The organism is Enterobacter sp. Taxon_2, assembly GCF_058355295.1.
The window spans coordinates 4,500,368-4,525,197 of record NZ_CM178024.1; the positions used below are offsets into that span (position 1 = coordinate 4,500,368).

General features: G+C 59.0%; 26 protein-coding genes. 16 read left to right on the forward strand and 10 right to left on the reverse strand.

Annotated elements, in window-relative coordinates; all coding sequences use genetic code 11:
* Position 1: 1 nt before the first annotated feature.
* From AC4IC4_RS21475 to acpT, 13 genes are read left to right on the forward strand one after another with little or no spacing between them, the layout of a single operon-like run.
* On the forward strand, positions 2–589 hold the full coding sequence (locus tag AC4IC4_RS21475) for a COG4648 family protein (protein ID WP_032648291.1): 588 nt from the start codon (positions 2–4) through the stop codon (positions 587–589).
* Positions 582–1,943 (forward strand): AMP-binding protein, encoded by a 1,362-nt coding sequence (locus AC4IC4_RS21480; protein WP_491471850.1) that lies wholly within the window; start codon positions 582–584, stop codon positions 1,941–1,943. Before AC4IC4_RS21475 ends, AC4IC4_RS21480 begins: the two co-directional genes overlap by 8 nt.
* Complete coding sequence (locus AC4IC4_RS21485) at positions 1,930–2,283, forward strand: ApeI family dehydratase (RefSeq protein WP_024908872.1); 354 nt, start codon at positions 1,930–1,932, stop codon at positions 2,281–2,283. The genes AC4IC4_RS21480 and AC4IC4_RS21485 overlap by 14 nt, the downstream gene beginning before the upstream one ends.
* A complete protein-coding gene (locus AC4IC4_RS21490) occupies positions 2,274–3,965 on the forward strand; it encodes a glycosyltransferase family 2 protein (protein ID WP_491471851.1) in 1,692 nt (563 codons plus the stop codon). The genes AC4IC4_RS21485 and AC4IC4_RS21490 overlap by 10 nt, the downstream gene beginning before the upstream one ends.
* Before the next feature lie 3 nt (positions 3,966–3,968).
* The gene (locus AC4IC4_RS21495; protein WP_061716356.1) at positions 3,969–4,391 is read left to right on the forward strand and encodes an acyl-CoA thioesterase; all 423 of its coding nucleotides are present in this window, start codon (positions 3,969–3,971) and stop codon (positions 4,389–4,391) included.
* Positions 4,388–4,993 carry an outer membrane lipoprotein carrier protein LolA gene (locus AC4IC4_RS21500; RefSeq protein WP_024908869.1) on the forward strand — a complete coding sequence of 202 codons (606 nt, stop codon included), beginning with the start codon at positions 4,388–4,390 and terminating at the stop codon, positions 4,991–4,993. Before AC4IC4_RS21495 ends, AC4IC4_RS21500 begins: the two co-directional genes overlap by 4 nt.
* Positions 4,962–7,286 (forward strand): MMPL family transporter, encoded by a 2,325-nt coding sequence (locus AC4IC4_RS21505; protein WP_491471852.1) that lies wholly within the window; start codon positions 4,962–4,964, stop codon positions 7,284–7,286. The genes AC4IC4_RS21500 and AC4IC4_RS21505 overlap by 32 nt, the downstream gene beginning before the upstream one ends.
* Positions 7,283–7,861 (forward strand): DUF3261 domain-containing protein, encoded by a 579-nt coding sequence (locus tag AC4IC4_RS21510; protein ID WP_024908867.1) that lies wholly within the window; start codon positions 7,283–7,285, stop codon positions 7,859–7,861. The genes AC4IC4_RS21505 and AC4IC4_RS21510 overlap by 4 nt, the downstream gene beginning before the upstream one ends.
* A 1-nt stretch (position 7,862) precedes the next feature.
* Positions 7,863–9,032: a beta-ketoacyl-[acyl-carrier-protein] synthase family protein gene (locus AC4IC4_RS21515; protein WP_491471853.1), complete on the forward strand. Its 1,170-nt coding sequence runs from the start codon at positions 7,863–7,865 to the stop codon at positions 9,030–9,032.
* Positions 9,029–9,502: a hotdog family protein gene (locus tag AC4IC4_RS21520; RefSeq protein WP_491471854.1), complete on the forward strand. Its 474-nt coding sequence runs from the start codon at positions 9,029–9,031 to the stop codon at positions 9,500–9,502. Before AC4IC4_RS21515 ends, AC4IC4_RS21520 begins: the two co-directional genes overlap by 4 nt.
* A complete protein-coding gene (locus AC4IC4_RS21525) occupies positions 9,499–10,230 on the forward strand; it encodes a 3-ketoacyl-ACP reductase FabG2 (RefSeq protein WP_090420556.1) in 732 nt (243 codons plus the stop codon). The genes AC4IC4_RS21520 and AC4IC4_RS21525 overlap by 4 nt, the downstream gene beginning before the upstream one ends.
* Positions 10,227–11,456, forward strand: coding sequence for a beta-ketoacyl-ACP synthase (locus AC4IC4_RS21530; RefSeq protein ID WP_491471855.1), 1,230 nt, complete (start codon positions 10,227–10,229; stop codon positions 11,454–11,456). Before AC4IC4_RS21525 ends, AC4IC4_RS21530 begins: the two co-directional genes overlap by 4 nt.
* A gap of 2 nt (positions 11,457–11,458) precedes the next feature.
* The gene (acpT, locus tag AC4IC4_RS21535; RefSeq protein ID WP_024908862.1) at positions 11,459–12,076 is read left to right on the forward strand and encodes a 4'-phosphopantetheinyl transferase AcpT; all 618 of its coding nucleotides are present in this window, start codon (positions 11,459–11,461) and stop codon (positions 12,074–12,076) included.
* On the opposite strand, the gene arnF is transcribed toward acpT, so the two are convergent.
* The 8 genes from arnF to AC4IC4_RS21575 all read right to left on the reverse strand — a co-directional run bounded on the left by arnF (position 12,024) and on the right by AC4IC4_RS21575 (position 20,358).
* Complete coding sequence (gene arnF / locus AC4IC4_RS21540) at positions 12,024–12,413, reverse strand: 4-amino-4-deoxy-L-arabinose-phosphoundecaprenol flippase subunit ArnF (RefSeq protein ID WP_032648272.1); 390 nt, start codon at positions 12,411–12,413, stop codon at positions 12,024–12,026. The genes acpT and arnF overlap by 53 nt on opposite strands.
* Positions 12,410–12,745, reverse strand: a complete 336-nt coding sequence (arnE, locus tag AC4IC4_RS21545) for a 4-amino-4-deoxy-L-arabinose-phosphoundecaprenol flippase subunit ArnE (RefSeq protein ID WP_032648270.1) — start codon at positions 12,743–12,745, stop codon at positions 12,410–12,412. Before arnE ends, arnF begins: the two co-directional genes overlap by 4 nt.
* Positions 12,745–14,400: a lipid IV(A) 4-amino-4-deoxy-L-arabinosyltransferase gene (gene arnT, locus AC4IC4_RS21550; RefSeq protein WP_491471856.1), complete on the reverse strand. Its 1,656-nt coding sequence runs from the start codon at positions 14,398–14,400 to the stop codon at positions 12,745–12,747. Before arnT ends, arnE begins: the two co-directional genes overlap by 1 nt.
* Complete coding sequence (gene arnD / locus AC4IC4_RS21555) at positions 14,397–15,299, reverse strand: 4-deoxy-4-formamido-L-arabinose-phosphoundecaprenol deformylase (RefSeq protein ID WP_491471857.1); 903 nt, start codon at positions 15,297–15,299, stop codon at positions 14,397–14,399. Before arnD ends, arnT begins: the two co-directional genes overlap by 4 nt.
* Complete coding sequence (gene arnA / locus AC4IC4_RS21560) at positions 15,296–17,278, reverse strand: bifunctional UDP-4-amino-4-deoxy-L-arabinose formyltransferase/UDP-glucuronic acid oxidase ArnA (protein ID WP_290094175.1); 1,983 nt, start codon at positions 17,276–17,278, stop codon at positions 15,296–15,298. The genes arnD and arnA overlap by 4 nt, the downstream gene beginning before the upstream one ends.
* Positions 17,275–18,258, reverse strand: coding sequence for an undecaprenyl-phosphate 4-deoxy-4-formamido-L-arabinose transferase (arnC, locus tag AC4IC4_RS21565; protein ID WP_023333737.1), 984 nt, complete (start codon positions 18,256–18,258; stop codon positions 17,275–17,277). The genes arnA and arnC overlap by 4 nt, the downstream gene beginning before the upstream one ends.
* Position 18,259: 1 nt before the next feature.
* On the reverse strand, positions 18,260–19,399 hold the full coding sequence (gene arnB, locus AC4IC4_RS21570; RefSeq protein ID WP_491471858.1) for a UDP-4-amino-4-deoxy-L-arabinose aminotransferase: 1,140 nt from the start codon (positions 19,397–19,399) through the stop codon (positions 18,260–18,262).
* A gap of 452 nt (positions 19,400–19,851) precedes the next feature.
* Entirely contained in the window at positions 19,852–20,358 is a 507-nt protein-coding gene (locus AC4IC4_RS21575; RefSeq protein WP_024908855.1) for a phenolic acid decarboxylase, read from the reverse strand.
* Positions 20,359–20,457: 99 nt separating this feature from the next.
* Between AC4IC4_RS21575 and AC4IC4_RS21580 the strand changes: the two genes are divergently transcribed.
* Both AC4IC4_RS21580 and AC4IC4_RS21585 read left to right on the forward strand, forming a co-directional pair.
* The gene (locus AC4IC4_RS21580) at positions 20,458–21,339 is read left to right on the forward strand and encodes a LysR family transcriptional regulator (protein WP_491471859.1); all 882 of its coding nucleotides are present in this window, start codon (positions 20,458–20,460) and stop codon (positions 21,337–21,339) included.
* Positions 21,340–21,371: 32 nt separating this feature from the next.
* On the forward strand, positions 21,372–22,166 hold the full coding sequence (locus tag AC4IC4_RS21585; RefSeq protein WP_491472850.1) for an SDR family NAD(P)-dependent oxidoreductase: 795 nt from the start codon (positions 21,372–21,374) through the stop codon (positions 22,164–22,166).
* 5 nt (positions 22,167–22,171) lie between these two features.
* Here the strand turns inward: AC4IC4_RS21585 and AC4IC4_RS21590 are convergent, their stop codons facing one another.
* Entirely contained in the window at positions 22,172–22,618 is a 447-nt protein-coding gene (locus AC4IC4_RS21590) for an NlpC/P60 family protein (RefSeq protein WP_491472851.1), read from the reverse strand.
* A 321-nt stretch (positions 22,619–22,939) separates the two neighbouring features.
* Between AC4IC4_RS21590 and AC4IC4_RS21595 the strand changes: the two genes are divergently transcribed.
* Positions 22,940–23,602, forward strand: a complete 663-nt coding sequence (locus tag AC4IC4_RS21595; protein WP_024908852.1) for an HAD family hydrolase — start codon at positions 22,940–22,942, stop codon at positions 23,600–23,602.
* A gap of 60 nt (positions 23,603–23,662) precedes the next feature.
* On the opposite strand, the gene AC4IC4_RS21600 is transcribed toward AC4IC4_RS21595, so the two are convergent.
* Positions 23,663–24,688 carry a TerC/Alx family metal homeostasis membrane protein gene (locus AC4IC4_RS21600; protein WP_024908851.1) on the reverse strand — a complete coding sequence of 342 codons (1,026 nt, stop codon included), beginning with the start codon at positions 24,686–24,688 and terminating at the stop codon, positions 23,663–23,665.
* Between the last annotated feature and the right edge of the window lie 142 nt (positions 24,689–24,830).

A 24,830-nucleotide genomic window follows, 5' to 3' on the forward strand; every position in this document is an offset into this window, starting at 1 on the left:
TGTGCGTGGTGGACGGACGTTCCCGGTCATCCCACTGCTGACGGGGCTGATGCTGCTGGCGTGGCCCTTCCTGATTGGATTTGGGCTGACGCACAACAGCCTGCAATGGCTGTTACCGGTGATGGCACTGGTATTGCTGCTGCGGCTGCGTCAGGCGCAGCGAAACACCGGCCCGATGCGGTACGTGGTGCAGTGTGTTGCGCTGGCGGGCATCGTGCTCTGCGCGGCCAGCTATCTGCTGAAAACCCATCAGTGGCTGCTGCTCTACCCGGTGGTCGTCAACCTGGTGATGCTGGCCGTGTTCGGGGGTTCGCTGTGGACCGCGATGCCGCTTGTCGAGCGACTGGCGCGCTTGCGCGAGCCAGATTTGCCCCCGGAGGGCGTGCGCTATACCCGCAGGGTGACTCTCGTCTGGTGCGGCTTTTTCATCGGTAACGGCGCGATGGCGCTGTTCACCGTCCTCCACGGCGACATGCATCTGTGGACGCTGTGGAACGGTATGGTGGCTTACATCCTGATGGGGACGCTGATGGCGACAGAGTGGCTGGTGCGCCAGCGGGTGATAAAAAAAGAGATGCACAATGACTAACCCCCTTCCACTGGGCCAGTGGTTAAACGCGCCGCGCCCTGACGATACGCCCGTTGCCTGGCTTGACGATCGTACCTGGACGCTGGGCCAGCTGCGCCACGACGTGACCTTACTGGTCGACACCCTGCGTCAGCAGGAAGGCGAGCGCTGGGCGCTGTGCTTTGAAAATAGCTACCTGTTTATTGTTGCGCTGCTGGCCTCGCTGCATGCCGGTAAAACACCGGTCATTCCCGGCCATAGCCGCGTCTCGCAGCTTGAAGAACAGCAGGCGTTGTTTAGCGGCGTTCTGAGCGATCGGACTCTCGCTTTCCATGGGAAGCTGATTGTGGTGGCCTCCCACCATCAGACAGTTAGCCACTGGGCACCCCTGCCGGAGATTGACGAAAGCCGCTTCGTGGAACTGTTCACCTCGGGCTCCACGGGTACTCCGCGCCGGGTGATTAAGCACATCGTCAGTCTGGATCGCGAGGCCCGTCTGCTGGCTGACCGCTTCGGCGAGCGTCTGGCCGGATGCAGCGTTGTCGCCTCGGTCGTACCGCAACACCTGTATGGCCTGACATTCCGCATCGTATTGCCGATGGCGCTGGGCCTGCCGCTGCATGCCGCGATGCTCTACTACGCAGAGCAGCTGGCCGCCCTTTCTCATGACAGGCATTACCTGTTCATCAGCAGCCCGGCGTTCCTGAAGCGCCTGGATACCGAGCTGACCGCGCCGCCCGTCAGGATGCTGATTTCAGCAGGCGGAATGCTGCCCTGGTGTGACGTCTCCACCACCGCGGGCTGGCTTAACATCTGCCCGGATGAAATTTATGGCAGTACCGAAACCGGGATCCTTGCCTGGCGCCATCGCCAGCAGGATAACGTCCCGTGGCTGGCGTTCCCCGGCGTGATCTTCCATCAGGAAGATGAAGCCTGTCGCGTCACGTCGCCACTGATCCATGAGGCTGAAGGACTCCAGCTGGACGATATCCTCCACTTCGACAGCGAGGGGCTGTTCAGCATCGCCGGTCGTCGCGGGCGGGTGGTCAAAATTGAAGAAAAGCGCATCTCGCTTAACGAGATCGAACGTCGCCTGCTGGAGCTCGACGGCATTTGCGAAGCGGCTGCACTGCCGGTCACGCGCGGAGGCCGTCAGGGGATTGGTGCACTGCTGGTCCTGGACGAAGCGGTTCGTCAGCGCGGGTATATGCAGGATAAAAAAGCGCAGGAGTTCGCCTGGCGTCGCGCCCTGCTGCCCTGGCTTGAGCCGGTCGCCGTTCCACGCTACTGGCGCATTGTCGATGAAATGCCGGTAAACAGTATGAACAAGCGTGTCTATGCGCAGTTAGAGGAGTTGTTTCATGAAAATTCATGAAATTGAGCGCCACCAGACACAGCCGGAGAAGCTGGAAATCACTTTGCATCTCGACGCGGCGCTGTTCTGGTTTCAGGGCCATTTTGCCGTACAACCGCTACTGCCCGGCGTTGCACAGCTTGACTGGGTGATGCACTACGCTACGACATTACTGGCACCGGGCTACCGCTTTCACAGCATTCAAAACGTGAAGTTCCAGGCGCCTCTGCTGCCGGAAACCACGGTCACGCTGGTGCTTGAGTGGCATGCCGAACGTCAGATGCTGACCTTCAGCTACCAGCGTCACGCCGGGGATGAGCGCCATACCGCCAGCAGCGGAAAGATTCGTCTATGTCAGTAATCTTTCGCCCCTGCGTGCTGATCCCGTGCTACAACCACGGCGCCATGATCGCCAGCGTGCTGTCGCGTCTCGCACCGTTCGGCCTGCCGTGCCTGGTGGTGGATGACGGCAGCGAAGCTGTCACCCGTCAGGAGCTCGAACGCCTGGCGGCGGCGGAGCCACAGATGACGCTGGTCCGTCTGGCGCAAAATGCCGGGAAAGGTGCCGCGGTCATCAGGGGGCTGGAGGAGTGCGCGCGCGCGGGTTATACCCACGCCGTACAGGTGGACGCGGACGGCCAGCACGCCATCGAAGATATCCCCAAACTGCTGGCGCTGGCAGAGCGCCACCCGGACGCGCTGGTTTCCGGCCAGCCCATTTACGATGATTCCATTCCACGCTCGCGACTCTACGGTCGCTGGGTAACCCACGTCTGGGTGTGGATTGAGACCTTATCCCTGCAGCTTAAAGACAGCATGTGCGGCTTTCGGGTCTACCCGGTCTCGCCCACGCTGCGGCTGGCAGCGCGTGAGCCACTCGGTAAACGGATGGACTTTGACACCGAAGTGATGGTCCGTCTCTACTGGCAGGGCAACACCAGCGTCTTTCTGCCCACCCGCGTCACCTATCCGAAGGACGGGTTGTCCCACTTCGATGCGTTAAAAGATAACGTGCGGATCTCCCTGATGCATACCCGACTCTTCTTCGGCATGCTGCCCCGCATGCCCGGCCTGCTTTTCCGTCGACGCGGCCAGCACTGGGCGCAGCAGGACGAAGTCAAGGGTCTGTGGGGGATGCGCCTGATGCTGCGCGTCTGGCAACTGCTGGGGCGGCGGGCCTTTGCCGTGCTGCTGTGGCCGGTGATCGGCGTGTACTGGCTTATCGCGCGTCCGGCGCGGCAGGCCTCGCGGCAGTGGATTGCGAGAGTGAAGCAAGAACAGCGTCAGCGGAGCATGCCTGTTCCCTCACGGCTCAACAGCTTTTTCCATTTTATGCGCTTCGGCAACGCGATGCTGGATAAAGTCGCCAGCTGGCGCGGTGAGCTGAAGTTTGATCGCGACGTGGTCTTTGCTCCTGGCGCGAGCGAAGCGCTAGATATCGCGGCACCGCAGGGCAAGCTCCTGCTCGCCTCGCACCTTGGCGACGTAGAAGCCTGCCGGGCGCTGGCTCAGCTGGAAGAGAGCAAAATCATCAACGCCCTGGTTTTCAGCGAGAACGCCCAGCGCTTTAAGCAAATCATGAGCGAAATGGCGCCCCAGGCCAGCGTAAATTTGATGTCGGTTACCGACATCGGCCCGGACACCGCGATTGCCATCAAAGAGAAGCTTGAGCGCGGAGAGTGGGTCGCGATTGTGGGCGATCGCATCGCGGTGAATCCACAGCGTGGCGGCGACTGGCGCGTGATCTGGAGTCCGTTCATGGGCCAGCCTGCGCCGTTCCCACAGGGGCCGTTTATTCTGGCCTCCATCCTGCGCTGCCCGGTGGTGCTGATTTTTGCCCTGCGCCAGCAGGGGAAGCTCACCCTGCACTGCGAACCGTTTGCCAACCCGCTGCACCTGCCGCGCGGTGAACGCCAGCAGGCGCTGCAGGATATCGTCGATCGCTACGCGCAGCGGCTGGAGCATTACGCCCTCATGTCGCCGCTCGACTGGTTTAATTTTTTCGATTTCTGGCATCTGCCAGAGTCCAGAGAGAAGGAGTAAAGGGTGCTGACCGATCCCCGCTTTACGACTGAAGTCGAGATCACCGTTCCGTTCCACGACGTCGATATGATGGGCGTGGTCTGGCACGGTAACTATTTCCGCTACTTTGAGATCGCCCGCGAGGCGCTGCTCAATCAGTTTAACTATGGCTATCGCCAGATGAAGGCCTCCGGCTACGTCTGGCCCGTCGTCGATACCCGGGTGAAATACCGCGATGCGGTGACCTTTGAGCAGCGTATTCGCGTCCGCGCGCACATTGAAGAGTATGAAAACCGCCTGCGCATTGCCTATCAAATTTTCGATGCGCAGACCGGCAAACGCACCACCACCGGTTACACCATCCAGGTGGCAGTAGAAGAAGCCACCCGCGAAATGTGCTTTGTGAGCCCGGCAATACTGTTTGAACGAATGGGAGTGACGCCATGAAATGGTTGCCTTTGCTGGCGCTGATCGTCAGCCCGCTGGTCAGCGCCGTGACGCTGGATGAACTGCAGCAGCGCTTCACCGAGCAGCCTGTCGTGCGCGCGCACTTCGAACAGGTTCGCACGATAAAAGATATGCCGCAGCCGCTGCGCTCGCAGGGCGAGATGCTGATCGCCCGCGACAGCGGCCTGCTGTGGGATCAAAAAGCGCCGTTTCCGATGACGCTCCTGCTGGACGACAAGCGGATGGTTCAGGCGATCAACGGCCAGCCGCCGCAGACCATCACTGCCGACAATAATCCGCAGATGTTCCAGTTCAACCACCTTCTGCGGGCTCTGTTCCAGGCCGACCGCAAGGTGCTTGAAGAGAACTTCCGCATCGATTTTAAAGACCAGGGAGCAGGCCGCTGGTCGCTGGTGCTCACGCCAAAAACGACGCCGCTGGACAAGATTTTCGCCACCCTCGATCTGGGCGGCGCGACCTATCTGGAGACGATTCGCCTCAACGACAAACAGGGTGACCGTACCGATATCGCCCTTTCACGCCACCAACTGACGCCCGCCAGCCTGACCGATGACGAACGCCAACGCTTTGCCGCACCGTAAATCCCTGCGCCCGGCGCTGCTGTGGGCCACGCTATGCCTGATCCTGTTGGGCGTGCTGCTGTCGCGGCTGCCCGGCGCGCGTCTGAACAGCAGCGTGCTGGCCATGCTGCCGAAACAGACGCTGGGGGCGATCCCGCCAGCGCTTAACGACGGGTTTATGCAGCGTCTCGACCGCCAGCTGGTCTGGCTGGTCAGCCCCGGCAAAGAACCGGATTCGCGCGTGGCGCAGCAGTGGCTGGCGATGCTGCAAAGCAGCGACGCGCTCAGCGAGGTCAAAGGCCCGATGGACGCCGCCGGGCAAAAAGCCTGGGGAGAGTTCTTCTGGCAGCACCGAAATGGCCTGATCGATCCCGCCACCCGCGCCCGCCTGCAAAACGGCGGAAACGCGCAGGCGCAGTGGATTTTATCTCAGCTCTATTCAGCCTTTTCCGGCGTCAGCGGCAAAGAGCTGCAAAACGATCCCCTGATGCTGATGCGCGGCTCGCAGCTCGCTCTGGCGCAAAACGGCCAGAAGCTGCGGCTGATGGACGGCTGGCTGGTCACAAAAGATGAGGCGGGAAACTACTGGTATCTGCTTCACGGTGAACTGGCGGGCTCGTCATTTGATATGCAGCAGACCCACCGGCTCGTGACGACGCTTAACGCGCTGCAGGAGACGCTCAAAGCCCGTTACCCACAGGCACAGCTGCTTTCCCGCGGAACCGTGTTTTACAGCGATTACGCCAGCCAGCAGGCCAAACGCGACGTCTCAACGCTGGGCATCGCCACCCTGCTTGGCGTGTTCCTGCTCATCGTGGCGGTGTTCCGCTCTCTGTGTCCGCTGCTGCTGAGCGTGCTCTCGATTGCCATCGGCGCGCTGGCGGGCACGGTGGTAACGCTGCTGCTCTTTGGCGAGCTGCACCTGATGACGCTGGTGATGAGCATGAGCATCATCGGTATTTCAGCCGACTACACGCTCTACTACCTGACCGAACGGATGGTGCACGGCGCGGAACATTCCCCCTGGCAAAGCCTGGGGAAAGTGCGCAATGCGCTGCTGCTGGCGCTGCTGACGACCGTCGCCGCCTACCTGATAATGATGCTGGCCCCCTTCCCCGGGATCCGCCAGATGGCGGTGTTCGCCGCCGTGGGATTGAGCGCCTCCTGCCTGACGGTGATATTCTGGCATCCGTGGCTGTGTCGGGGTTTACCGGTGCGCCCGGTTCCGCTGATGGTCCCGATGATGCGCTGGCTGGCCGCCTGGCGACGCAATAAAAAATTGTCCGTTGGTTTGCCCGTCGCGCTGGCGCTGCTCTCCGCCGTGGGGATGAGCACCCTGAGGGTGGACGACGACATCGCCCAACTGCAGGCCCTGCCAAAAGATATTCTGGCGCAGGAGAAGGCCATTACCGCCCTGACCGGACAGAGCGTCGATCAGAAATGGTTTGTGGTCCATGGCGCCTCGCCTCAGCAAACGCTGGAGCGGCTGGAAGCCTTTACCCCGGCGCTGGCGGAGGCGCAAAAAGCGGGAGAGATCGCCCGCTGGCGTACCCTGCCGCTGAACTCGCTGGCCCGCCAGAAAAGCGATCTTACGCTGCTGCGCGACGCTGCCCCTGCGGTAACGAACGTGCTGCAAAGCGCCGGGCTCAACGCCGTCTCCCCGAATCTCGACGCCATGCCGGTCAGCGTGGACGCGTGGCTTAAAAGCCCGGCCAGCGAAGGCTGGCGTCTGCTCTGGCTGACCCTGCCTGATGGAGAAAGCGGCGTGCTGGTGCCGGTGGACGGCGCGAAAAACAGCGCGCACCTCAGTGAACTGGCCGCGCGCTATGACGGCGTCGTCTGGGTCGATCGCAAAGCCAGCTTTGACAGCCTGTTTGCCCTCTATCGCACGCTGCTGACGGGGCTACTGTTTGCCGCGCTGGCAGTGATTGCCTGCGGGGCAATGCTGCGCCTCGGCTGGCGTAAAGGGCTGATAAGCCTGGTGCCTTCCGTGCTGTCGCTGAGCTGCGGGCTGGCGGTCCTGGCCGCAACGGGCCACCCGGTGAATCTGTTTTCACTGCTGGCGCTGGTACTGGTGCTCGGCATTGGCATTAACTACACGCTGTTTTTCAGCAACCCGCACGGTACGCCGCTGACCTCAATGCTGGCGATTACGCTGGCGATGATGACCACACTGCTGACGCTGGGCATGCTCGTCTTCAGCGCCACCCAGGCCATCAGCAGCTTTGGTATCGTACTGGTGAGCGGTATTTTTACCGCCTTCCTGCTGGCACCGCTGGCGATGCCGGATAAGAAAGAGAGAAAACGTAAATGAACGCTTTTTACCGCGCCGCCGCGCTGGCCGCGGCGCTGCTGCTGGCGGGCTGCAGCCATTCGACCGATACCAAAGAGACGCGTCCCCAGGCCTGGCTCCAGCCGGGAACCAAAGTGACGCTCCCGCCACCCGGCATTAGCCCGGCAGTAAGCTCCCAACAGCTGCTGACCGGTAGCTTTAACGGACAATCGCAGTCTCTGCTGGTGATGCTCAACGCGGATGCGCATAAAGTGACGCTGGCCGGACTCTCTTCCGTGGGCATTCGTCTGTTCCTCGCGACGTACGATGAGACCGGTATTCATACCGAACAGTCGATCGTCGTGCCGCAGCTGCCGCCCGCCAGCCAGGTGCTGGCCGACGTGATGCTCAGCCACTGGCCAATTAGCGCCTGGCAGCCACAGTTGCCGAAGGGCTGGACGTTAACGGACAATGGCGATCGACGCGAGCTGCGCAACGCCAGCGGCAAGCTGGTGACGGAGATTGTCTACCTGCAGCGCAAAGGCAAGCGCGAGCCGATCAGCATCGAGCAACACGTATTCAAATACCACATCACCATTCAATATCTGGGTGACTGAGATGATTTATATTTCCGCTGTTGGCATGGTCAACGCGCTGGGCAACTCGCCTGATGAGATTGCCGCGAACCTGACGGCAGGCGTGGCGCCGGGGATGCATGCCCGGACCGGCTGGCTGCAGGGCTCACCCGAAGCCGTACTGGGCGGCGTGGAAGGCGAGCTGCCGACCATCCCGGATACCTTGTCCGCACACCGCACCCGCAACAACCAGCTGCTGCTGGCCGCGCTGGCGCAGATTCAGTCGACCGTCGACGAGGCCATCGCCCGCGTCGGTCGCGACCGCGTGGCCGTGGTGCTGGGAACCAGTACCTCCGGGCTGGATGAAGGCGATGAGCATGTGCGCCGCATGACCGACGGCGAGACCAGCACGCGCTGGCAGTATCCGCAGCAGGAGCTTGGCGATCCGTCCCGCTTCCTTGCCAACTGGCTTCAGCTCGACGGTCCGGCCTATACGATCTCGACGGCCTGCTCTTCCAGCGCGCGGGCGATGATCGGCGGCAAACGCCTGATCGACGCCGGACTGGTGGATATCGCCATTGTCGGCGGGGCCGATACCCTGAGCCGAATGCCCGTCAACGGTTTTAACAGCCTTGAATCCTTCTCCCCTACGCTCTGCGAGCCGTTCGGTCGCGATCGCCGGGGGATCACCATCGGTGAAGCCGCCGCGCTGATGGTGCTGAGCCGTGAGCCCGCCGATGTGGCGCTGCTCGGGACGGGCGAATCCAGCGATGCTTACCATATTTCCGCTCCTCATCCGCAGGGCGAAGGGGCGATCAGGGCCATCACGCAGGCGCTTAACGAAGCGGGTATGCAGCCGGATGATATCGGCTATATCAACTTGCACGGCACGGCCACGCCGCTCAACGATCAGATTGAATCGCAGGTCGTTCACGATCTCTTCGGGGAAAGCGTGCCGTGCAGCTCAACCAAACACCTTACCGGCCATACGCTGGGCGCTGCCGGCATTACCGAAGCGGCCCTGAGCTGGCTGATCCTGACGCGCGATCTGCCCTTGCCGCCGCAGGACTTCGCCCGCTACGCACCGGACGACACGCTGGCGCCGTGCGGCCTGCTGCACCAGAGTGCCGCTCTGAAAAAACCGATCATTCTGTCTAATTCGTTCGCGTTTGGCGGCAATAACGCCAGCATTCTGCTGGGGAGAGCGTCATGAGCTACTTATCACCCGTCGACTATTTGCCGCACGATGCGCCAATGATGCTGCTCGAGTCCGTTGAGTGCGTTACGGATGACACGGCGGTATGCCGCGTTGTGGTCGACAGGCAAAGCTTACTGGCGCCGTTTCTGAATGCCGATGGCGATCTGCCGGGCTGGTACGCGCTCGAGCTGATGGCGCAGACCGTCGGCGTCTGGTCAGGCTGGCATCGCCAGCAGCAGGGACAGGATCATATTGCGCTGGGCATGGTGCTCGGCGCGCGCGAGCTGGTCTGCGCCAGCGGGCGTTTTACGCAAGGTCTGACGCTGGAAATCACCGTAAAACTGCTGATGCAGGACGAACGCTTCGGCAGTTTTGAATGCGCGATTTCCGCTGATGAAGAGACGCTGGCCACGGGCCGGGTCAACACCTTCCAGCCGAGCGCAGAAGAATTAACCTCGCTTTTTAATCAGGGATCTAACGCATGAGTCGTTCCGTACTGGTCACAGGGGCCAGCAAAGGCATAGGGCGCGCCATCGCCCGTCAGCTCGCCGCCGACGGGTTTACCGTAGGCGTGCATTACCATCGTGATGCCGCAGGCGCGCAGGAGACGCTGGACGCCATCACGCAGGCGGGTGGCAACGGTCGTTTACTCGCCTTTGATGTGGGCAACCGCGAACAGTGCCGCGAGGTGCTGGAGCAGGACATTGAAGCCCATGGCGCATGGTATGGCGTGGTCAGCAACGCCGGTATCACCCGCGATGGCGCCTTTCCGGCATTGAGTGAAGACGACTGGGACAGCGTGATCCACACCAATCTCGACAGTTTTTATAACGTCATTCACCCCTGCATTATGCCGATGATTAGCACCCGTAAAGGGGGACGTATTATCACCTTATCGTCCGTATCCGGCGTGATGGGCAACCGCGGGCAGGTGAACTATAGCGCGGCAAAAGCGGGCATTATCGGTGCCACCAAAGCGCTGGCGATTGAGCTGGCAAAACGCAAAATCACCGTGAACTGCATTGCCCCGGGGCTGATTGATACCGGCATGATTGAGATGGAAGAGGCCGCGCTGAAAGAAGCGATGTCCATCATTCCAATGAAACGCATGGGCCAGGCTGAGGAGGTCGCCGGGCTGGCAAGCTATCTGATGTCAGATATTGCGGGCTACGTCACCCGCCAGGTCATTTCCATTAACGGAGGAATGCTATGACACGTCGCGTGGTGATAACGGGCATGGGCGGCGTGACCGCCTTTGGCGAAAACTGGCAATCCGTGTCCAGCAGACTGCTGGCGTATGAAAACGCGGTGCGTAAAATGCCGGAATGGCAGGTGTATGATGGCCTGCACACCCTGCTGGGCGCGCCGATCGATGATTTCACGCTGCCGGAACACTATACCCGCAAGCGTATTCGCGCCATGGGCCGGGTGTCGTTGATGTCGACCCGCGCCACCGAGCTGGCGCTGGAGCAGGCGGGATTGATTGGTGAATCGGTACTCACCAACGGGCAAACCGGTATCGCCTACGGTTCTTCTACAGGCAGTACCGGACCGGTTAGCGAATTCGCGACCATGCTCACCGAAAAGCACACCAATAACATCACCGGGACAACCTACGTGCAGATGATGCCGCACACGACCGCGGTGAATACCGGCCTGTTCTTTGGGCTACGTGGCCGCGTCATCCCGACGTCGAGCGCCTGTACGTCCGGCAGCCAGGCGATTGGCTACGCCTGGGAGGCGATTCGCCACGGCTACCAGACCGTTATGGTTGCGGGGGGTGCTGAAGAGCTGTGCCCGTCTGAAGCGGCGGTGTTTGACACGCTGTTTGCCACCAGCCAGCGTAACGACGAACCCAAAACCACCCCTTCACCGTTCGATACGCAACGCGATGGTCTGGTGATTGGGGAAGGCGCAGGTACCCTGATACTCGAAGAGCTGGAGCATGCCAAAGCGCGTGGAGCCAGGATCTACGGCGAAATCGTGGGCTTTGCCACTAACTGCGACGCGGCCCATATCACCCAGCCTCAGCGTGAAACCATGCAGATTTGCATGGAGCAGTCGCTGGCCATGGCGGGATTAAGCGCCCTGGATATGGGGTATATCTCTGCACACGGTACCGCCACCGATCGCGGTGATATCGCCGAAAGTCAGGCCACCGCGGCTATCTATGGTGACAACGTGCCGGTCTCCTCGCTGAAGAGCTATTTTGGCCATACGTTAGGGGCCTGCGGCGCGCTGGAAGCGTGGATGAGCTTGCAGATGATGCGTGAAGGCTGGTTTGCCCCGACGCTCAATTTAACGCACCCGGATGAGCAATGCGGTGCTTTAGATTATATTATGGGGGAAGCCCGCCAGATCGATTGCGAATATCTGCAGAGCAATAACTTCGCGTTTGGCGGCATCAACACCTCGATTATCATTAAACGCTGGGCGTAACTATGTACCAGTTTGTACTGGGAAAGATCTCCACCCTTAGCGCGGACCCGCTGGCGTCAACGCTCGCACACAGGGCACCTCAGGGTGCCCGACATGCCTCCTGGCTTGCCGGGAGGACGCTGCTCGCCAGAACGTTATCCCCTCACCCGCTCCCCGACATCATTTACGGTGAGCAGGGGAAACCAGCCTTTGCGAAGGGGCATCCACTGTGGTTCAACCTGAGCCACAGCGGTGACGATATCGCCTTACTGATGAGCGATGAAGGCGAAGTCGGCTGTGATATCGAAGTGATTCGTCCAAGGAAGAACTGGCAGGCGCTGGCTAATGCGGTATTCAGCGTGACAGAGCATGATGAGCTGGAGCGTGAAGCGCCCGAGGAACGGCTTTCTGCGTTCTGGCGTATCTGGACGCGGAAAGAAGCGATTGTGAAACAGCGTGGCGGCAGTGCCTGGCAGATTGTCAGCATCGACAGCACTGCGCAGACACACGCGGTCAGTCAGCTACAGGTCGGCTCGCTGAGCCTTGCCGTCTGCACATCGACCCCTTATACCCTGACCAACGAGTCGATTATTCACGTTGGGACGTTCGGGGCAGAAAAATCACTAACACACCCAGAATAATAAACCCGACCCCCGCCAGCCCGTGCCAGGAGAAATGCTCCTCCCAGCCCGGCAGCAGGATCGCGGCGCCCCACACCAGAATATAACTGAGGCTCAGCAAGGCATAGGCTTTGCTGAGCGCCATACGATGCAGCGCCAGATACCAGCAGCCCATAGAAGCCACATACCCCATCAACCCCAGCAGCAGCGCGCCCGTGCCGGATGAGAAGTGCCACAGCGCGGAAATCAGCGCCAGAACATCGTTGACCGGTGGCAGTGCCAGCATCGCGTCTCGCAGCAACAGCTGCGCGGCGCTGACTAACAGCACGCTGCATAAGGCCCAGAACGCTCCTTTCACAGGCTCCCTCCCAGGATAACAATCCCAACGATGATCAACCCCACCCCCAGCCAGTGATGCAACGCGACGTTTTCACGCCAGAATACCTTCGCCGCCAGCGTCACCCAGACAAAATTGAGGCTCAGCATAGGGTAGGCAATGCCGACAGGCAGGCGTTGCAGCACCACCAGCCAGACCAGCATCCCGCTGCCCAGCGCCAGCAGTGCCAGGCCAAGCCACAGCGCGATATGCGCCCCACGCCGCCCGGCTTTCGCCGGACGGGTGGCTTGTTTCTGACACAGTTGCCCCGCGCAGCTGAGCAGGCTTGCCAGTATCAGCCAGATCCAGGACATCACTTCGGCAGATACTGCAGGTAGGCCAGACGTCCCTGGATATACAGGCTATCCGGCTCTGGCAGATTTGCGCGCGCGATATCGTCGTGTTTTGACAGCAGCATCACCAGCGATACGCGTCCCTGCTGACGGTGCACCGCCAGCCACTGCGCGAAGTCATCTTTATCAACATAGCGATCTTTCGCATCAGGATAATCCAGCCCGTAACGCAGTTCGCCGCTCTGATCGAACATCGTGATGTCATTGCGCTTCAGTTCCCACGCCAGGCCAGCGGCCACGCCCACGCTATTGGCCAGCACGAATCGGCTGTTCTGAAGCGGCTCGCGCACGGTGTCGACCAGCGACTGCGGCTGTTTGGAATCCACCACCAGGTTAGGAATGGCAAAACCAATCAGCAGCGCCAGCCCCGCAGGGCACAGTGCCGCCAGCCACCAGCGCTGCTGACTCTGCCTGAACGTAAACCAGCCTACCGCGGCCCAGATAAGGAACGCGACCACCGCGCAGAAGACTTTATACAGTTCGACCGAAGTCCAGACCGGATGCTTAGACAGTCCCCACGGCGAGACCACCAGTGCGGCCACCACGCCGATAACGCCAAACGCCAGGTTAATCCCGCCGTTAATGCGCAACGCTCTGGCGCCTTTCTCCGCCGCAAGGCAGGCATAGCGCGCCATCAGGATCGCCAGCGGAGCAAAGCACGGCAGGATGTAAGTCGGCAGCTTGCCTTTGGCAATGCTGAAGAACAGCAGCGGCATCACCACCCATCCCAGCAGATAGAACCCGCCACCCGCGTTTTGTCGGTCATTCCAGCCGAGACGAAACGCGCCGGGCAGCAGCGCCAGCCACGGCAGGCTACCCGCGATCAGGAACGGTATGTAGTACCAGAACGGGGCTTTGTGCTGCGCGTCGCTCTGGGCGAAACGCTGAATATGCTCAACCCAGAAGAAGTAACGCCAGAAGTCAGGCTCACGCTGCGCAATGGCCAGCCCCCATGGCAGAACAATCAGCACGCAGCTCAGGATCGCGAGCCAGCCAAAAATCAGCACCTCTTTCCAGCGCTTCTGGGCGATCACCCACGGCAGCACGCCAATCACCGGTACCGCCAGCGCCAGGAAGCCTTTGGTCATCACCCCCATCCCGCAGGCCAGCCCGAGCAGCACATAGCCACCCGCTTTTCCGGCAACGGTTTGCGCCTGTGAGGCCAGCCAGAAGCTGCACATCGCCGCCACCAGCCACAGGGTGATGATAGGATCCAGCACCGCATACGTGCCGATGCCATACACCAGGAACAGGGTCAGGAAGATAAGACCGGAGAAAATGGCTGTCCGCTTATCTCGCCAGAGACGCCAGGCCATCCAGATGACCAGCAGCGCCGCTAAACCGGTGGAGAAGATGGACCCGGCGCGCACGGCGAGGTTGGTGTGCCCGAACAGCATCTGCCCGATACTGTTGATCCAGTAGCCAGCGATCGGCTTTTCAAAGTAACGCAGTCCCAGAAAATGCGGGACAACCCAGTCTCCGGAAGCCAGCATTTCGCGGCTGATTTCCGCATAGCGCGTTTCATCAGGCTGCCAAAGCAGGCGGACATCGACCGGAATGAGGTAGTAAACGATAAACAGTGCGAGAAGCGCTAAGCCATAACGGGCTGTTTTCATGGGACCGGACTCACGGTTTGTTGATAACCAAGCCAGCCTTCCCGGCCAGCCAGTTCATTACGGACCACTTTTCCCACGGGCAGGTTACTGAGGTCATCTGGCAGCAGCTCGCTCAACGGGCAGAATTCGATGCCCTCCTGAGCGGCCATGGTCAGCAGTTCGTCGAAATCATGCTGATACGCAATCCCTTCCACTTCGGCATGGATGGTATAGACCGGCGTACCGGCGTCACGATGAATGCGGTCCAGAATGTAGCGATTGAACTCATCCGCCTTTACCTCGCGTCCGACCACTTCATCCCAGGTGGGAAGGGTGACCGGAATTTGCACCGTACCGTAGCGATTTTCGCCTAACAGCGGCAAAAAGGGCCCGGTTCCGCGGCAATCGCTGTTGTAGCGAAACGCGAAGGCTTCTTTGGCTTTCACGACGCGCTGATCCGCACGCCATCCCGCCACGGCAGAGCAGCGCACGGGCTGACCGGTAATGGCCTCCAGCTCCAGCATCCCCCGCTCGACCTCACGGGACAGGCGCGGGATGTCCCAGACGCCAGCCCAGGCTTGCCAGGCATGGTGATCCCAGGCATGCAGGCCAATCTCATGATGCTGAGCCGCCTCGCGGATAATCGCTTCATTACCCGCGCCGATGCGTCTGCCGGGCCAGGCGGTGCCGGCCAGCAAAATATCCCAGCCATAGAGGGATGCTGCGCGCGAGCGCAGCATTTTGAACAGAAATGCCGGTTTAACCAGACGCCATAAATGGCGTCCCATGTTGTCAGGCCCCACGCTGAAGAAAATGCTGGAACGCACACCGTGCTTGCTCAGCAGTTCCAGCAGTTTGGGTACGCCGTCACGCGTTCCCCTGAAGGTGTCGACATCAATGCGTAAACCGACTTTTTTCATGAGTCCTGTTCCGACAGCTCCACGGTGCGCAGGAAGAAATCGAGCGTCTCATCAATGGTCAGCTCCATCTTCACCGTCGGCGTCCAGTTCAGGCAGCGCTTCGCATTGCGAATGCTTGGCTTACGGTGCTCAACGTCCTGATACCCTTTGCCGTAGTAGCTGCTGCTTTCCACTTCGCGGAAACCGGCAAACGGCGGGAACTTATCGCGCAGCGGATGACGCTCGAAGCTGGCCAGCAGCATCTCGGCCAGCTCGCGAATGCTCGCTTCGTTGTCCGGGTTACCGATGTTAATGATCTCACCGTTGCAGCGGTTATCTTTGTTTTCGATGATGCGGAACAGCGCTTCGATACCGTCGCTGATATCCGTAAAGCAGCGTTTCTGTTTCCCGCCTTCGATAAGCTTAATTGGCGAGCCTTCTACCAGGTTCAGGATCAGTTGGGTGATCGCACGGGAGCTGCCGATACGCGCCGCGTTCAGGTTATCCAGACGTGGCCCCATCCAGTTGAACGGACGGAACAGGGTAAAGCGCAGACCTTCTTTCTCACCGTAGGCCCAAATCACGCGGTCCAGCAGCTGTTTGGAGACGGAGTAGATCCAGCGCTGTTTGTTGATCGGCCCGACCACCAGGTTGGAGGTGTCTTCGTCGAAGTTCTTATCGGTACACATGCCGTACACTTCAGAGGTGGACGGGAAGATGATGCGCTTGTCGTATTTCACGCAGTCGCGGATGATCTTCAGGTTCTCTTCGAAGTCCAGCTCGAACACGCGAAGCGGGTTACGGGTGTACTCGATTGGCGTGGCAATGGCGACCAGCGGCAGCACCACGTCGCATTTTTTAATGTGATATTCGATCCACTCGGAATGGATGCTGATATCCCCTTCCACGAAGTGGAAACGCGGGTTGTCGAGGAAACGACTGATGGCGTCAGAGCCGATATCCAGACCATAGATTTCGTAGTTATCGTCTTTGAGCAGACGTTCTGTCAGGTGGTTACCGATAAAGCCGTTTACGCCGAGGATAAGCACGCGGGTACGGCGTTTGATGGCTACAACCGGTGCGCTGGTGATCAGCGCCCCGGTCACCAGGCCCAGAGACTGAGCCAGCTGTGTGCCCTGAACGTACAGGCCGTTGTCGGTTTGTCCGGTGACGATCTCCAGCGCCTGCTCGCCGCAGCTCACAATCAGCGGGGAGACAGAGACGACAGTGCCCGGTTTAGCGGCAGGAATGTCGTCACGCACACGGGATTTCCAGACGATGAACTTGCTGACGCCCGCAAAGCTGTACGCGCCCGGCCACGGGTCGGTCACGGCGCGCACCAGGTTGTGTAGCTGGCGGGCGGGTTTGTTCCAGTCCAGACGACCATCTTCCGGCGTACGGCGACCAAAGCTGCTCGCCTTGCTCTCATCCTGCGCGGTCTCGCTGAAGGTGCCGCTGAGGATGGAGGGAAGTGCATCACGCAGCAGCGTCTGTGCCGTCGCGTTCAGCTTGTGATGCAGCTGCAGCGCAGTTTCGTCCGCATCAATAGCGACCTTCTGCTGTGCCACGATAGCGCCCGCATCCGCACGGTGCACCATGCGGTGCAGCGTCACGCCCGTTTCCGTTTCACCGTTCACCAGCACCCAGTTCAGCGGGGCGCGGCCACGGTAGGCCGGCAGCAGAGAACCGTGAAGATTAAAGGCGCCTTTTGCGGCCAGGCCTAAGATCTCGTCGGAGAGCAGGTTGCGATAGTAGAACGAGAAGATCACGTCAGGCGCGAGCGCGCGGATGCGATCCACCCACAGCGGGTGATTTACGTCGTCCGGCGCATAAACCGGGATCCCACGCTCGGCGGCGATACGCGCCACGGAGCCGAAAAAGTTATTCTCTCCGGCGGTGTCCGGATGAGTAAAGATTGCCGCAATGTCATAGCCCGCTTCCAGCAGGGCCAGCGTGCCCGTGCACCCCATATCGTGATAGGCAAATACAACAGCTTTCATGGGTGAATTTCCTCTTGAGATGCTTTGTGTTCCTGACGGACAACACGTTGAATAAAGTAGCGCGGACGCGCGCGAACATCGTTATAGATACGGCCAATGTATTCACCGAGAAGGCCCATCCCGACAAACTGGGCGCCGATGAACATAAACAGCACGGCAAAGAGCATGAAGACCCCTTCCGCCGCCCACTGCGGGCCAAAGACCAGTCGCAGTACCACCAGCAGAACGGACAGCGCAAAACCGGCCACGGCGATGATGCTGCCGAACACGCTCAGCAGACGCAGCGGCGTGGTGGTCAGGCAGGTGATGAGGTCATACATCAGGTTGATGAGACGCATAAAGCTGTACTTCGATTCCCCGTGCTCGCGCTCGGCGTGCAGAACCGGGATTTCCGTTGCCTTGCGGGCAAAGGTGTTCGCCAGAATAGGAATGAAGGTGCTGCGCTCATGGCAATGCAGCATGGCGTCGACAATATGGCGGCGGTAGGCGCGCAGCATGCAGCCGTAGTCACCCATCGCTTTACCGGTGGTGCGCTGGATCAGGCGGTTAATGGTGCGTGACGCCAGCTTACGGAACAGGCTGTCCTGGCGGTTCTGACGTACCGTGCCGACCACGTCATAGCCTTCATCGGCTTTGGCAACCAGGCGCGGGATCTCTTCCGGTGGGTTTTGCAGGTCAGCATCCAGGGTGATAATCAGATCGCCCGTGACGTGGCTAAACCCCGCCATAATCGCCGAGTGCTGGCCGTAGTTACGGTTGAGCAGCACGGCTACGATGTGGCTGCCTTCAGCCTGCGCGGCTTCGGTCAGCATCAGTGCGGAATTATCGCTACTGCCGTCATCCACCAGCAGAATTTCATAAGCCTTGCCCATCGTGTCACAGGCGGCCGTTGTACGGCGGATCAGCTCGGGCAGGCTCTCCTGCTCGTTATAAACCGGGATGACCACGGAAACTTTTTGTACAGGTGGTGCACTGAACATATCAATGTCCTGCAAGCTGATGGAGTGCGGTAATGACACGGGTTGTGTCGTCATGAGTCATATCCGGGAAAAGAGGGAGGGAACAAATACGCGCGCTATTCCATTCAGAATTCGGGAGCGATACTTCAGGAAAACGCTCGCGGTAGTATTTTTGGGTGTGGGCCGCGCGGAAATGGAGACCGGTACCGATGCCTTTCTCTTTCAGAGCCGCCATCAGGTTGTCGCGGGAAATTCCACAGCGCGCTTCATCAACGCGAATAATAAACAGGTGCCAGGCGTGCACGTGCGGCCATGACGGAATGGTGAGCGGCTGGAACGGCGTATCGGCAAGTTCCCGCAGGTAGCGTTCAGCGATTTCCTGGCGGCGCCTGTTGGCCTCTTTCAGTTTGCCCAACTGCACCAGCGCCAGCGCGGCGTTAATGTCCGCCAGGTTGTATTTATAGCCCGGCGCGATCACTTCCGCCTGCGGCGCACGACCGTGCGTCTGGCGGTCATAGGCATCTACGCCCAGGCCGTGGAATTTCAGACTGCGGATCCGCTGTGCCAGCTGGGCATCATCCGTGACGACTAAGCCGCCTTCCGCGCAGGTCATGTTTTTAATGGCGTGGAAGGAAAAAATCGCCGTCCCTTTCCAGCCCACGTGACGGTTTTTGTAGTACGTTCCGGCGGCATGGGCCGCATCTTCAATCACCGGAATACCGTGACGTTCACCGATGGCATGGATAGCGTCGATGTCACACGGCGCGCCGGCATAGTGAACGGGAATAATGGCTTTAGTGCGCGGGGTAATGGCGGCTTCAACGGCTTCTGGCGTCACCATTAATGTGTCTTTATCCACATCAATCATGATCGGCGTGGCGCCCAGCAATACGATCATATTCAGCGTGGAGACCCAGGTCTGGGAAGGGGTAATGACTTCATCGCCCGGGCCAATATCCAACGCCATCAGCGTGACGTGCATACCCGCGGTGGCTGAACAGACGGCAATCGCATGCTGATTCCCGGTAAGTTGACAGAATGCCTCTTCAAGCTCCTGATTCTTAGGCCCCGTGGTGATCCAGCCCGACATCAAAACGTCCTGAAGCGCCGCAATTTCCTCAGCGCCCATCGACGGTCGCGAAAAAGGCAGAAAATCACTCATTATTAATTTCCTTGCTGTATTAAAGGCGTCATCTATTACTGCGCTGTCGTAATGGGCAGCTCAATGGGATCATGCAAGATGGTTATTAAATAAAGACCAAATAAAATTAAGTCGCTATAACAGTTATGTCAACAAACCATCAACTGAAGCAAAAGTAGCGTCGTTTTCTTAGGAAAAAATTAAGACAGGCGAAGAGCGGAAGGGAAACAGCACATAGAATAGGATAGAAAATCGTTTTACAACAGCAAGATAGTGTTTCTAACTATTTTTTTGTTTTTTTGTGGGTGGACTCACAGGGATTACTCTACTATTTCATTTCGTTTACATTAAAATTATAAGAAAAGTAAATGAATACTCAACCAAAATAAAAATCCCGGAGGTTTGGGCGGAAATTCCGTCATCCTCCGGGAACTTTCTATTAATATCAATTGTCGCGCATTCAACTGTCGCGCTTAGTTAAGATTAGCAGGAAAATCATTCGGCAATTCGCTGGCGGCGCAGGCGATAACGCTTTCATTATTTGCGCCGCAGTCGCGCACAAAGGTGATCGTGGCAAATTCATCAATTACTTCCGTTGGATACGCCGGACCCGCATCGCGATAGCTATTCATCAGCGGAATATGGTCGTTCTGGAAGCAGACGGTTTTTTCCGGGTTGTTCATGACCCAGCGCGGGAAGAAGATGGTGCCGTGGAACAGTTTGTCGCCCAGGTTCACAATCAGGCTGACGTCGGTACCTGTTGGCTCGGTCCAGGAAATTTTATAGATGCTCTCCCCTACCCGCACGATGTAAGCCTGCTGATCTTTCACCCAACGGTTTGCCACCAGACCGCTGTGAATACGGTAATCCAGGGTCGTCTCATTTTTGACGTAAATCTCGTAGTTCCAGCCGTTGTCGTAGGTATAAACAAGGTGTTTGCCAACGAAACCGCTTAAGTCGTGTTTGTCGAAGGTGTTCATAAGATGTCTCCTTTGTTTTGATGAGACGATCGTACCCCTTCAAAAAATGGATGAATAACGCTATGTTTTAATCAAATTCATCCAAATTTTAGATAAATCATGCATAAGACGACGCTGGAACAATGGTCCTTACTGGAACGAGTGGTGGAAGCGGGCAGCTTTGCCAAAGCCGCAGAAGAAACCCACCGCAGCCAGTCTTCGGTGAGCTATAACCTGTCGCTGCTGCAGGAGCGGCTGGGCGTGGCCCTCCTGGTGCCGGAAGGACGACGGGCGGTGTTAACCCCGGCCGGTGAGCTTCTTCTCAGCCAGGTTAAACCGCTGCTGAAAGCCTTTTCGTATGTTGAGACGCGCGCAGCGACCCTTCGCAACGGGATGCGCACGCGGTTGGATCTGGTGGTGGACTCCATTTTCCCGCGCCGCCGCCTGTTCGCCATTCTGCGCCAGTTCCAGCAGCAGTATCCGCAGACCCAGGTCCGTCTCACCGAAGTGCTGGAAAATACCCGCGCCGACGCCATTAACGACGAAGCCGATGTGATGATCTTAACCCGCCGCCAGGACATTACCGGGCTCGGCGAATGGCTGATGAATATCGACTTTGTTGCCGTGGCCCATCACCAGCATCCCCTCTTTCACCTCGACGCGCCGCTAAATGATGAGATGCTGCGCCCGTGGCCGCTTATCCAGATTGCGGACAGCCAGCCCGCCGCGCGTGCGGCCGGTGAGTCGTGGACCTTCTCCACCATCGATGCCGCCATAGAGGCCGTCGTCTCTCAGGTCGGCTACGGCTGGCTGCCAGAGGAACGCATCCAGACCCAGCTGGATCAAGGCGTCCTGAAACGCCTGCCGCTGAGCCACGGTGCACGCAGAGCGACGCCGCTTCACCTGATTGTAAAGCGTTCCCTCGCCCCGCTTGATGAGCAGGTGGAGACGCTGCTGCGCCTTTTTAGCCAGGAGCCGTCATCCTCACCTGCTACGCTTTAAGGTCCGAACGTTAAAACGATAGGGAGCAGATGATGAAAATCGACTTTGCGGGGAAAGTGGCGCTGGTGACCGCCTCAACCGGCGGGATCGGGTTCGCCATTGCCAGAGGTCTGGCAGAAAGCGGTGCCGAGGTGATCGTCAATGGCCGCAGCACGGAATCGGTGAACAAAGGCATTCAGCAGCTGCAGCAGGTGGTGCCGGGCGTGCAGGTGCGCGCCGCGATTGCCGATCTCAGCACGGCGGAAGGGGTCGAGTCGCTGCTGAAGGTGGCAAATAACGTCGATATCCTGGTCAACAATGCCGGGATTTACGGTCCTGAGGATTTCTATTCCACCGACGATGAAACCTGGGAGCGTTACTGGCAGACCAACGTGATGTCCGGCGTGCGTCTGTCCCGCGCCCTGCTGCCGGGCATGGTGCAGAAAGGCTGGGGACGCGTGGTGTTTATCTCCTCCGAGTCGGCCTGCAATATCCCGGCGGATATGATCCACTACGGCGTGACCAAAACGGCGCAGCTCTCGCTGGCGCGCGGGCTGGCGAAGTTCGTGGCAGGGAGCGGCGTGACGGTCAACAGCGTACTGCCAGGCCCGACGATGTCGGACGGTTTCGCAGAGATGATGAAAGATGAAATCGAAAAAACCGGCAAATCGCTGGAGCAGCTGGCGAAAGAGTTTGTGATGGCCAACCGCCCCAGCTCGGTGATCCAGCGCGCGGCCACGGTTGAAGAGGTGGCCAATATGGTGATTTATGTCTGTTCACCACAGGCCTCCGCCACCTCCGGCGCGGCGTTACGCGTCGATGGCGGCGTCGTGGATGACATTATCTGACGTGGTCAGGCCGCACTGCCTGCGATCCGACGCGCGGTAATGTAGTGCGCTTGCCAGTAATTATCAGTCAGGGTTGAGACCGTCACGCCCTGGCTACTTGAGGCATGAATAAACTGGCTATCGCCAATATACACCCCGACGTGCTTGCGGTTCGGCCCCGTCTGGAAGAAGACCAGGTCTCCTGGCTTCAGGCGGTACTGTGCCACCTGCACGCCGCGATGGATTTGCTCGCGCGTCGTGCGCGGTAAATTAAGATGTGCCGCGTCGCTGAACAGGTGCTGCATGAGCGCGGAGCAATCCACCCCGCGATGCGTGGTTCCGCCCCACTGGTACTGGGTACCTTTCCATTTCTGGTATTGATCGAGAATACGCGAGCGCAGCGGGCCTGTTTCATGATGCACCAGCGCAGATTTCGCCGGTGATACTGCCAGCGCACTGTTCATCGATAACATCGACGCTGGAAGTTGAAAACTCATTGCAGAAAACGAAGCAAAACTTAACGTGAGGATTGAAATAAGCGATCTAAGAGTCATATCAAGAAAGAAGTAGTGAGTGAGTTTTTCCTTACCTGTGGGGGCCAAAGGGTTCCCCTAAATATCGTGCGATGTGGCGATAATATAGGCAGCTCTTTTTTTCACCAATCCTTATCGAGACCAAAAATGGACTCACGTTGAGATCGCAAGATGGAGAAAAAAATGGTGGTGGTATAAGGACTGTCCAGCTAAAGCAGGTAAACTGATCCGCAGAATGTGTATTTCAGCTAAGACGTATTTATGACCAATATGATTGCCGACGAGACGGTGGCGAAATCCAGCGTACTCTCTGTCTTTGACTTTGATGGGACATTAACGCACCACGACAGCTTTATTCCTTTCCTGCGCTTTGCCTTCGGGAAACGTTACTTCGCGGGTCGTCTGGTGCGTATGGCGCTGCCCACGCTCCACTGCGTGCGTCGTAAGCTGACGCGCGATGAGCTAAAGGAAGTGCTGATCAAAACGTTCCTGACGGGCGTGGATGAACACTGGTTGCGCCAGCAGGCGGAAGCCTTTTGCGAAAAATACTGGAACAAGCTGATGCGTCCCGAAGGGGTTCTGGCGGTGGCGGCTGAGGTGAATTCCGGTGCGGAGGTGACCATTTGTTCCGCCTCTCCAGCGCTGGTGCTCCAGCCGTGGGCTGACAAACTGGGCATTAAGCTGATTGGCACGCAGCTGGAAGTGAAAGATGGCAAGCTGACAGGGCGCATCACGGGCCACAACTGCCGCTGCGCCCAGAAGGTGGCAAGGCTGGAAAAAGTGTATGGCGATCTGAACGCCTATCACCTGCGCGCCTGGGGAGACACCCGCGGCGACCACGAGCTGCTGGCGGCGGCGCAGGATCCGCACTGGCGGCACTTCCACCCGCCGCGCAAGCGCCGGAATTCACCGATTAAGGGTTAGGTGCGCTCTGGTGCCCTCACCCCGGCCCTCTCCCACAGGGAGAGGGAGAAAAGCGATGTATCAGGCCTCGCGTTTCCCCGGGAACATCACGCTCGCAATAATCCCCAGCGCCAGCACGCCTAGTACCACAAACAGGCTGGCCGTCGCGCCAATGCTGTAACCATGATGCCAGAAGTGGTCGGTGGCATTTAACCCCAACTTGAACGCCACGAAGAACAGCAGCAGCACCACGGCTTTCTCGAGGTGTACCAGGTACTGCTTCAGCGCTTCCAGCACGAAGTAGAGCGTACGCAGGCCAAGAATGGCGAACATCATGGCGCTGTAGATAATCAGCGGTTCGCGGCTCACGGCAATAATGGCCGGCACGGAGTCAAACGCGAACATCACGTCAGAGAGCTCAACGACGGCCACGCAAAGCAACAGCGGGGTCGCATAGCGCTTCGCCTTCTTCACGCGGCCGACCATCACGTCCTGGTTTTCCGGCTTCTCCAGCTCCGCATCCACCTCTTTCTGCGTCAGAATAAAGGCATTGCTGCTGATTTTCGGCCAGACCGGATAGAAGCGCTTCACCAGGCGATAGGCGAGATGACCCGAGTAATCTTCCACTTCGTCGCTCTCTTCATTACGTCTGAGCATCATCACCGCCGTCCAGCCAACGACCAGCGCGAAAATCACTTCAACGTACGGCCCCAGGCTTAACAGGCTGGTGCCGATAGCTACAAAGATGCCGCGGAAGACAATCGCCCCCAGCACGCCCCAGTAGAGCACGCGGTGACGGTACTTATCCGGCACGCCGAACCAGGCGAAGATCGCCATCATCACAAACAGGTTATCGACGGAGAGCACCTCTTCCAGCGCATAGCCGGTGAGGAACAGGCTCGCCATCTCGGCGCCGTGGTGAACGTACAGGAATCCGGCGAAGGCCATCGCCATCATGACCCAGAAGATGGACCACATCGCCGCGCTTTTCAGCGAGACAGGTTTATCGTGACGGTGCATAAAGAGGTCGATAAACATCGCCCCAACGGCCATCACCACAAAGACAACAACGGTTTCCGTCGGGAAACCGAGATGAGCAGCAGACATACAAAACCCTTTTGGCAGACAAAATACAGAACCATGCAAACTGGCGTAAACCAGGAACAGAAAAGGGCGGGCCGTTAATCAGCCTCTTCGCCCTCAAAATCGCAGCCATCTGGCCGCGCAAGGAGGGGTACTTTACCTTACC

Bases quoted from the DNA above. Each gene is read 5' to 3' on its own strand.
- arnT (WP_491471856.1), bottom strand. From the start codon at position 14,400: ATGAAAACAGCCCGTTATGGCTTAGCGCTTCTCGCACTGTTTATCGTT.
- acpT (WP_024908862.1), top strand. From the start codon at position 11,459: ATGTACCAGTTTGTACTGGGAAAGATCTCCACCCTTAGCGCGGACCCG.
- AC4IC4_RS21600 (WP_024908851.1), bottom strand. From the start codon at position 24,688: ATGTCTGCTGCTCATCTCGGTTTCCCGACGGAAACCGTTGTTGTCTTT.
- arnD (WP_491471857.1), bottom strand. From the start codon at position 15,299: ATGAAAAAAGTCGGTTTACGCATTGATGTCGACACCTTCAGGGGAACG.
- AC4IC4_RS21580 (WP_491471859.1), top strand. From the start codon at position 20,458: ATGCATAAGACGACGCTGGAACAATGGTCCTTACTGGAACGAGTGGTG.
- AC4IC4_RS21505 (WP_491471852.1), top strand. From the start codon at position 4,962: ATGACGAACGCCAACGCTTTGCCGCACCGTAAATCCCTGCGCCCGGCG.
- AC4IC4_RS21500 (WP_024908869.1), top strand. From the start codon at position 4,388: ATGAAATGGTTGCCTTTGCTGGCGCTGATCGTCAGCCCGCTGGTCAGC.
- AC4IC4_RS21595 (WP_024908852.1), top strand. From the start codon at position 22,940: ATGACCAATATGATTGCCGACGAGACGGTGGCGAAATCCAGCGTACTC.
- AC4IC4_RS21480 (WP_491471850.1), top strand. From the start codon at position 582: ATGACTAACCCCCTTCCACTGGGCCAGTGGTTAAACGCGCCGCGCCCT.
- AC4IC4_RS21530 (WP_491471855.1), top strand. From the start codon at position 10,227: ATGACACGTCGCGTGGTGATAACGGGCATGGGCGGCGTGACCGCCTTT.
- AC4IC4_RS21515 (WP_491471853.1), top strand. From the start codon at position 7,863: ATGATTTATATTTCCGCTGTTGGCATGGTCAACGCGCTGGGCAACTCG.
- AC4IC4_RS21585 (WP_491472850.1), top strand. From the start codon at position 21,372: ATGAAAATCGACTTTGCGGGGAAAGTGGCGCTGGTGACCGCCTCAACC.
- AC4IC4_RS21590 (WP_491472851.1), bottom strand. From the start codon at position 22,618: ATGTTATCGATGAACAGTGCGCTGGCAGTATCACCGGCGAAATCTGCG.
- arnA (WP_290094175.1), bottom strand. From the start codon at position 17,278: ATGAAAGCTGTTGTATTTGCCTATCACGATATGGGGTGCACGGGCACG.
- arnE (WP_032648270.1), bottom strand. From the start codon at position 12,745: ATGTCCTGGATCTGGCTGATACTGGCAAGCCTGCTCAGCTGCGCGGGG.
- AC4IC4_RS21490 (WP_491471851.1), top strand. From the start codon at position 2,274: ATGTCAGTAATCTTTCGCCCCTGCGTGCTGATCCCGTGCTACAACCAC.
- AC4IC4_RS21485 (WP_024908872.1), top strand. From the start codon at position 1,930: ATGAAAATTCATGAAATTGAGCGCCACCAGACACAGCCGGAGAAGCTG.
- arnC (WP_023333737.1), bottom strand. From the start codon at position 18,258: ATGTTCAGTGCACCACCTGTACAAAAAGTTTCCGTGGTCATCCCGGTT.
- AC4IC4_RS21520 (WP_491471854.1), top strand. From the start codon at position 9,029: ATGAGCTACTTATCACCCGTCGACTATTTGCCGCACGATGCGCCAATG.
- AC4IC4_RS21575 (WP_024908855.1), bottom strand. From the start codon at position 20,358: ATGAACACCTTCGACAAACACGACTTAAGCGGTTTCGTTGGCAAACAC.
- arnB (WP_491471858.1), bottom strand. From the start codon at position 19,399: ATGAGTGATTTTCTGCCTTTTTCGCGACCGTCGATGGGCGCTGAGGAA.
- AC4IC4_RS21510 (WP_024908867.1), top strand. From the start codon at position 7,283: ATGAACGCTTTTTACCGCGCCGCCGCGCTGGCCGCGGCGCTGCTGCTG.
- AC4IC4_RS21525 (WP_090420556.1), top strand. From the start codon at position 9,499: ATGAGTCGTTCCGTACTGGTCACAGGGGCCAGCAAAGGCATAGGGCGC.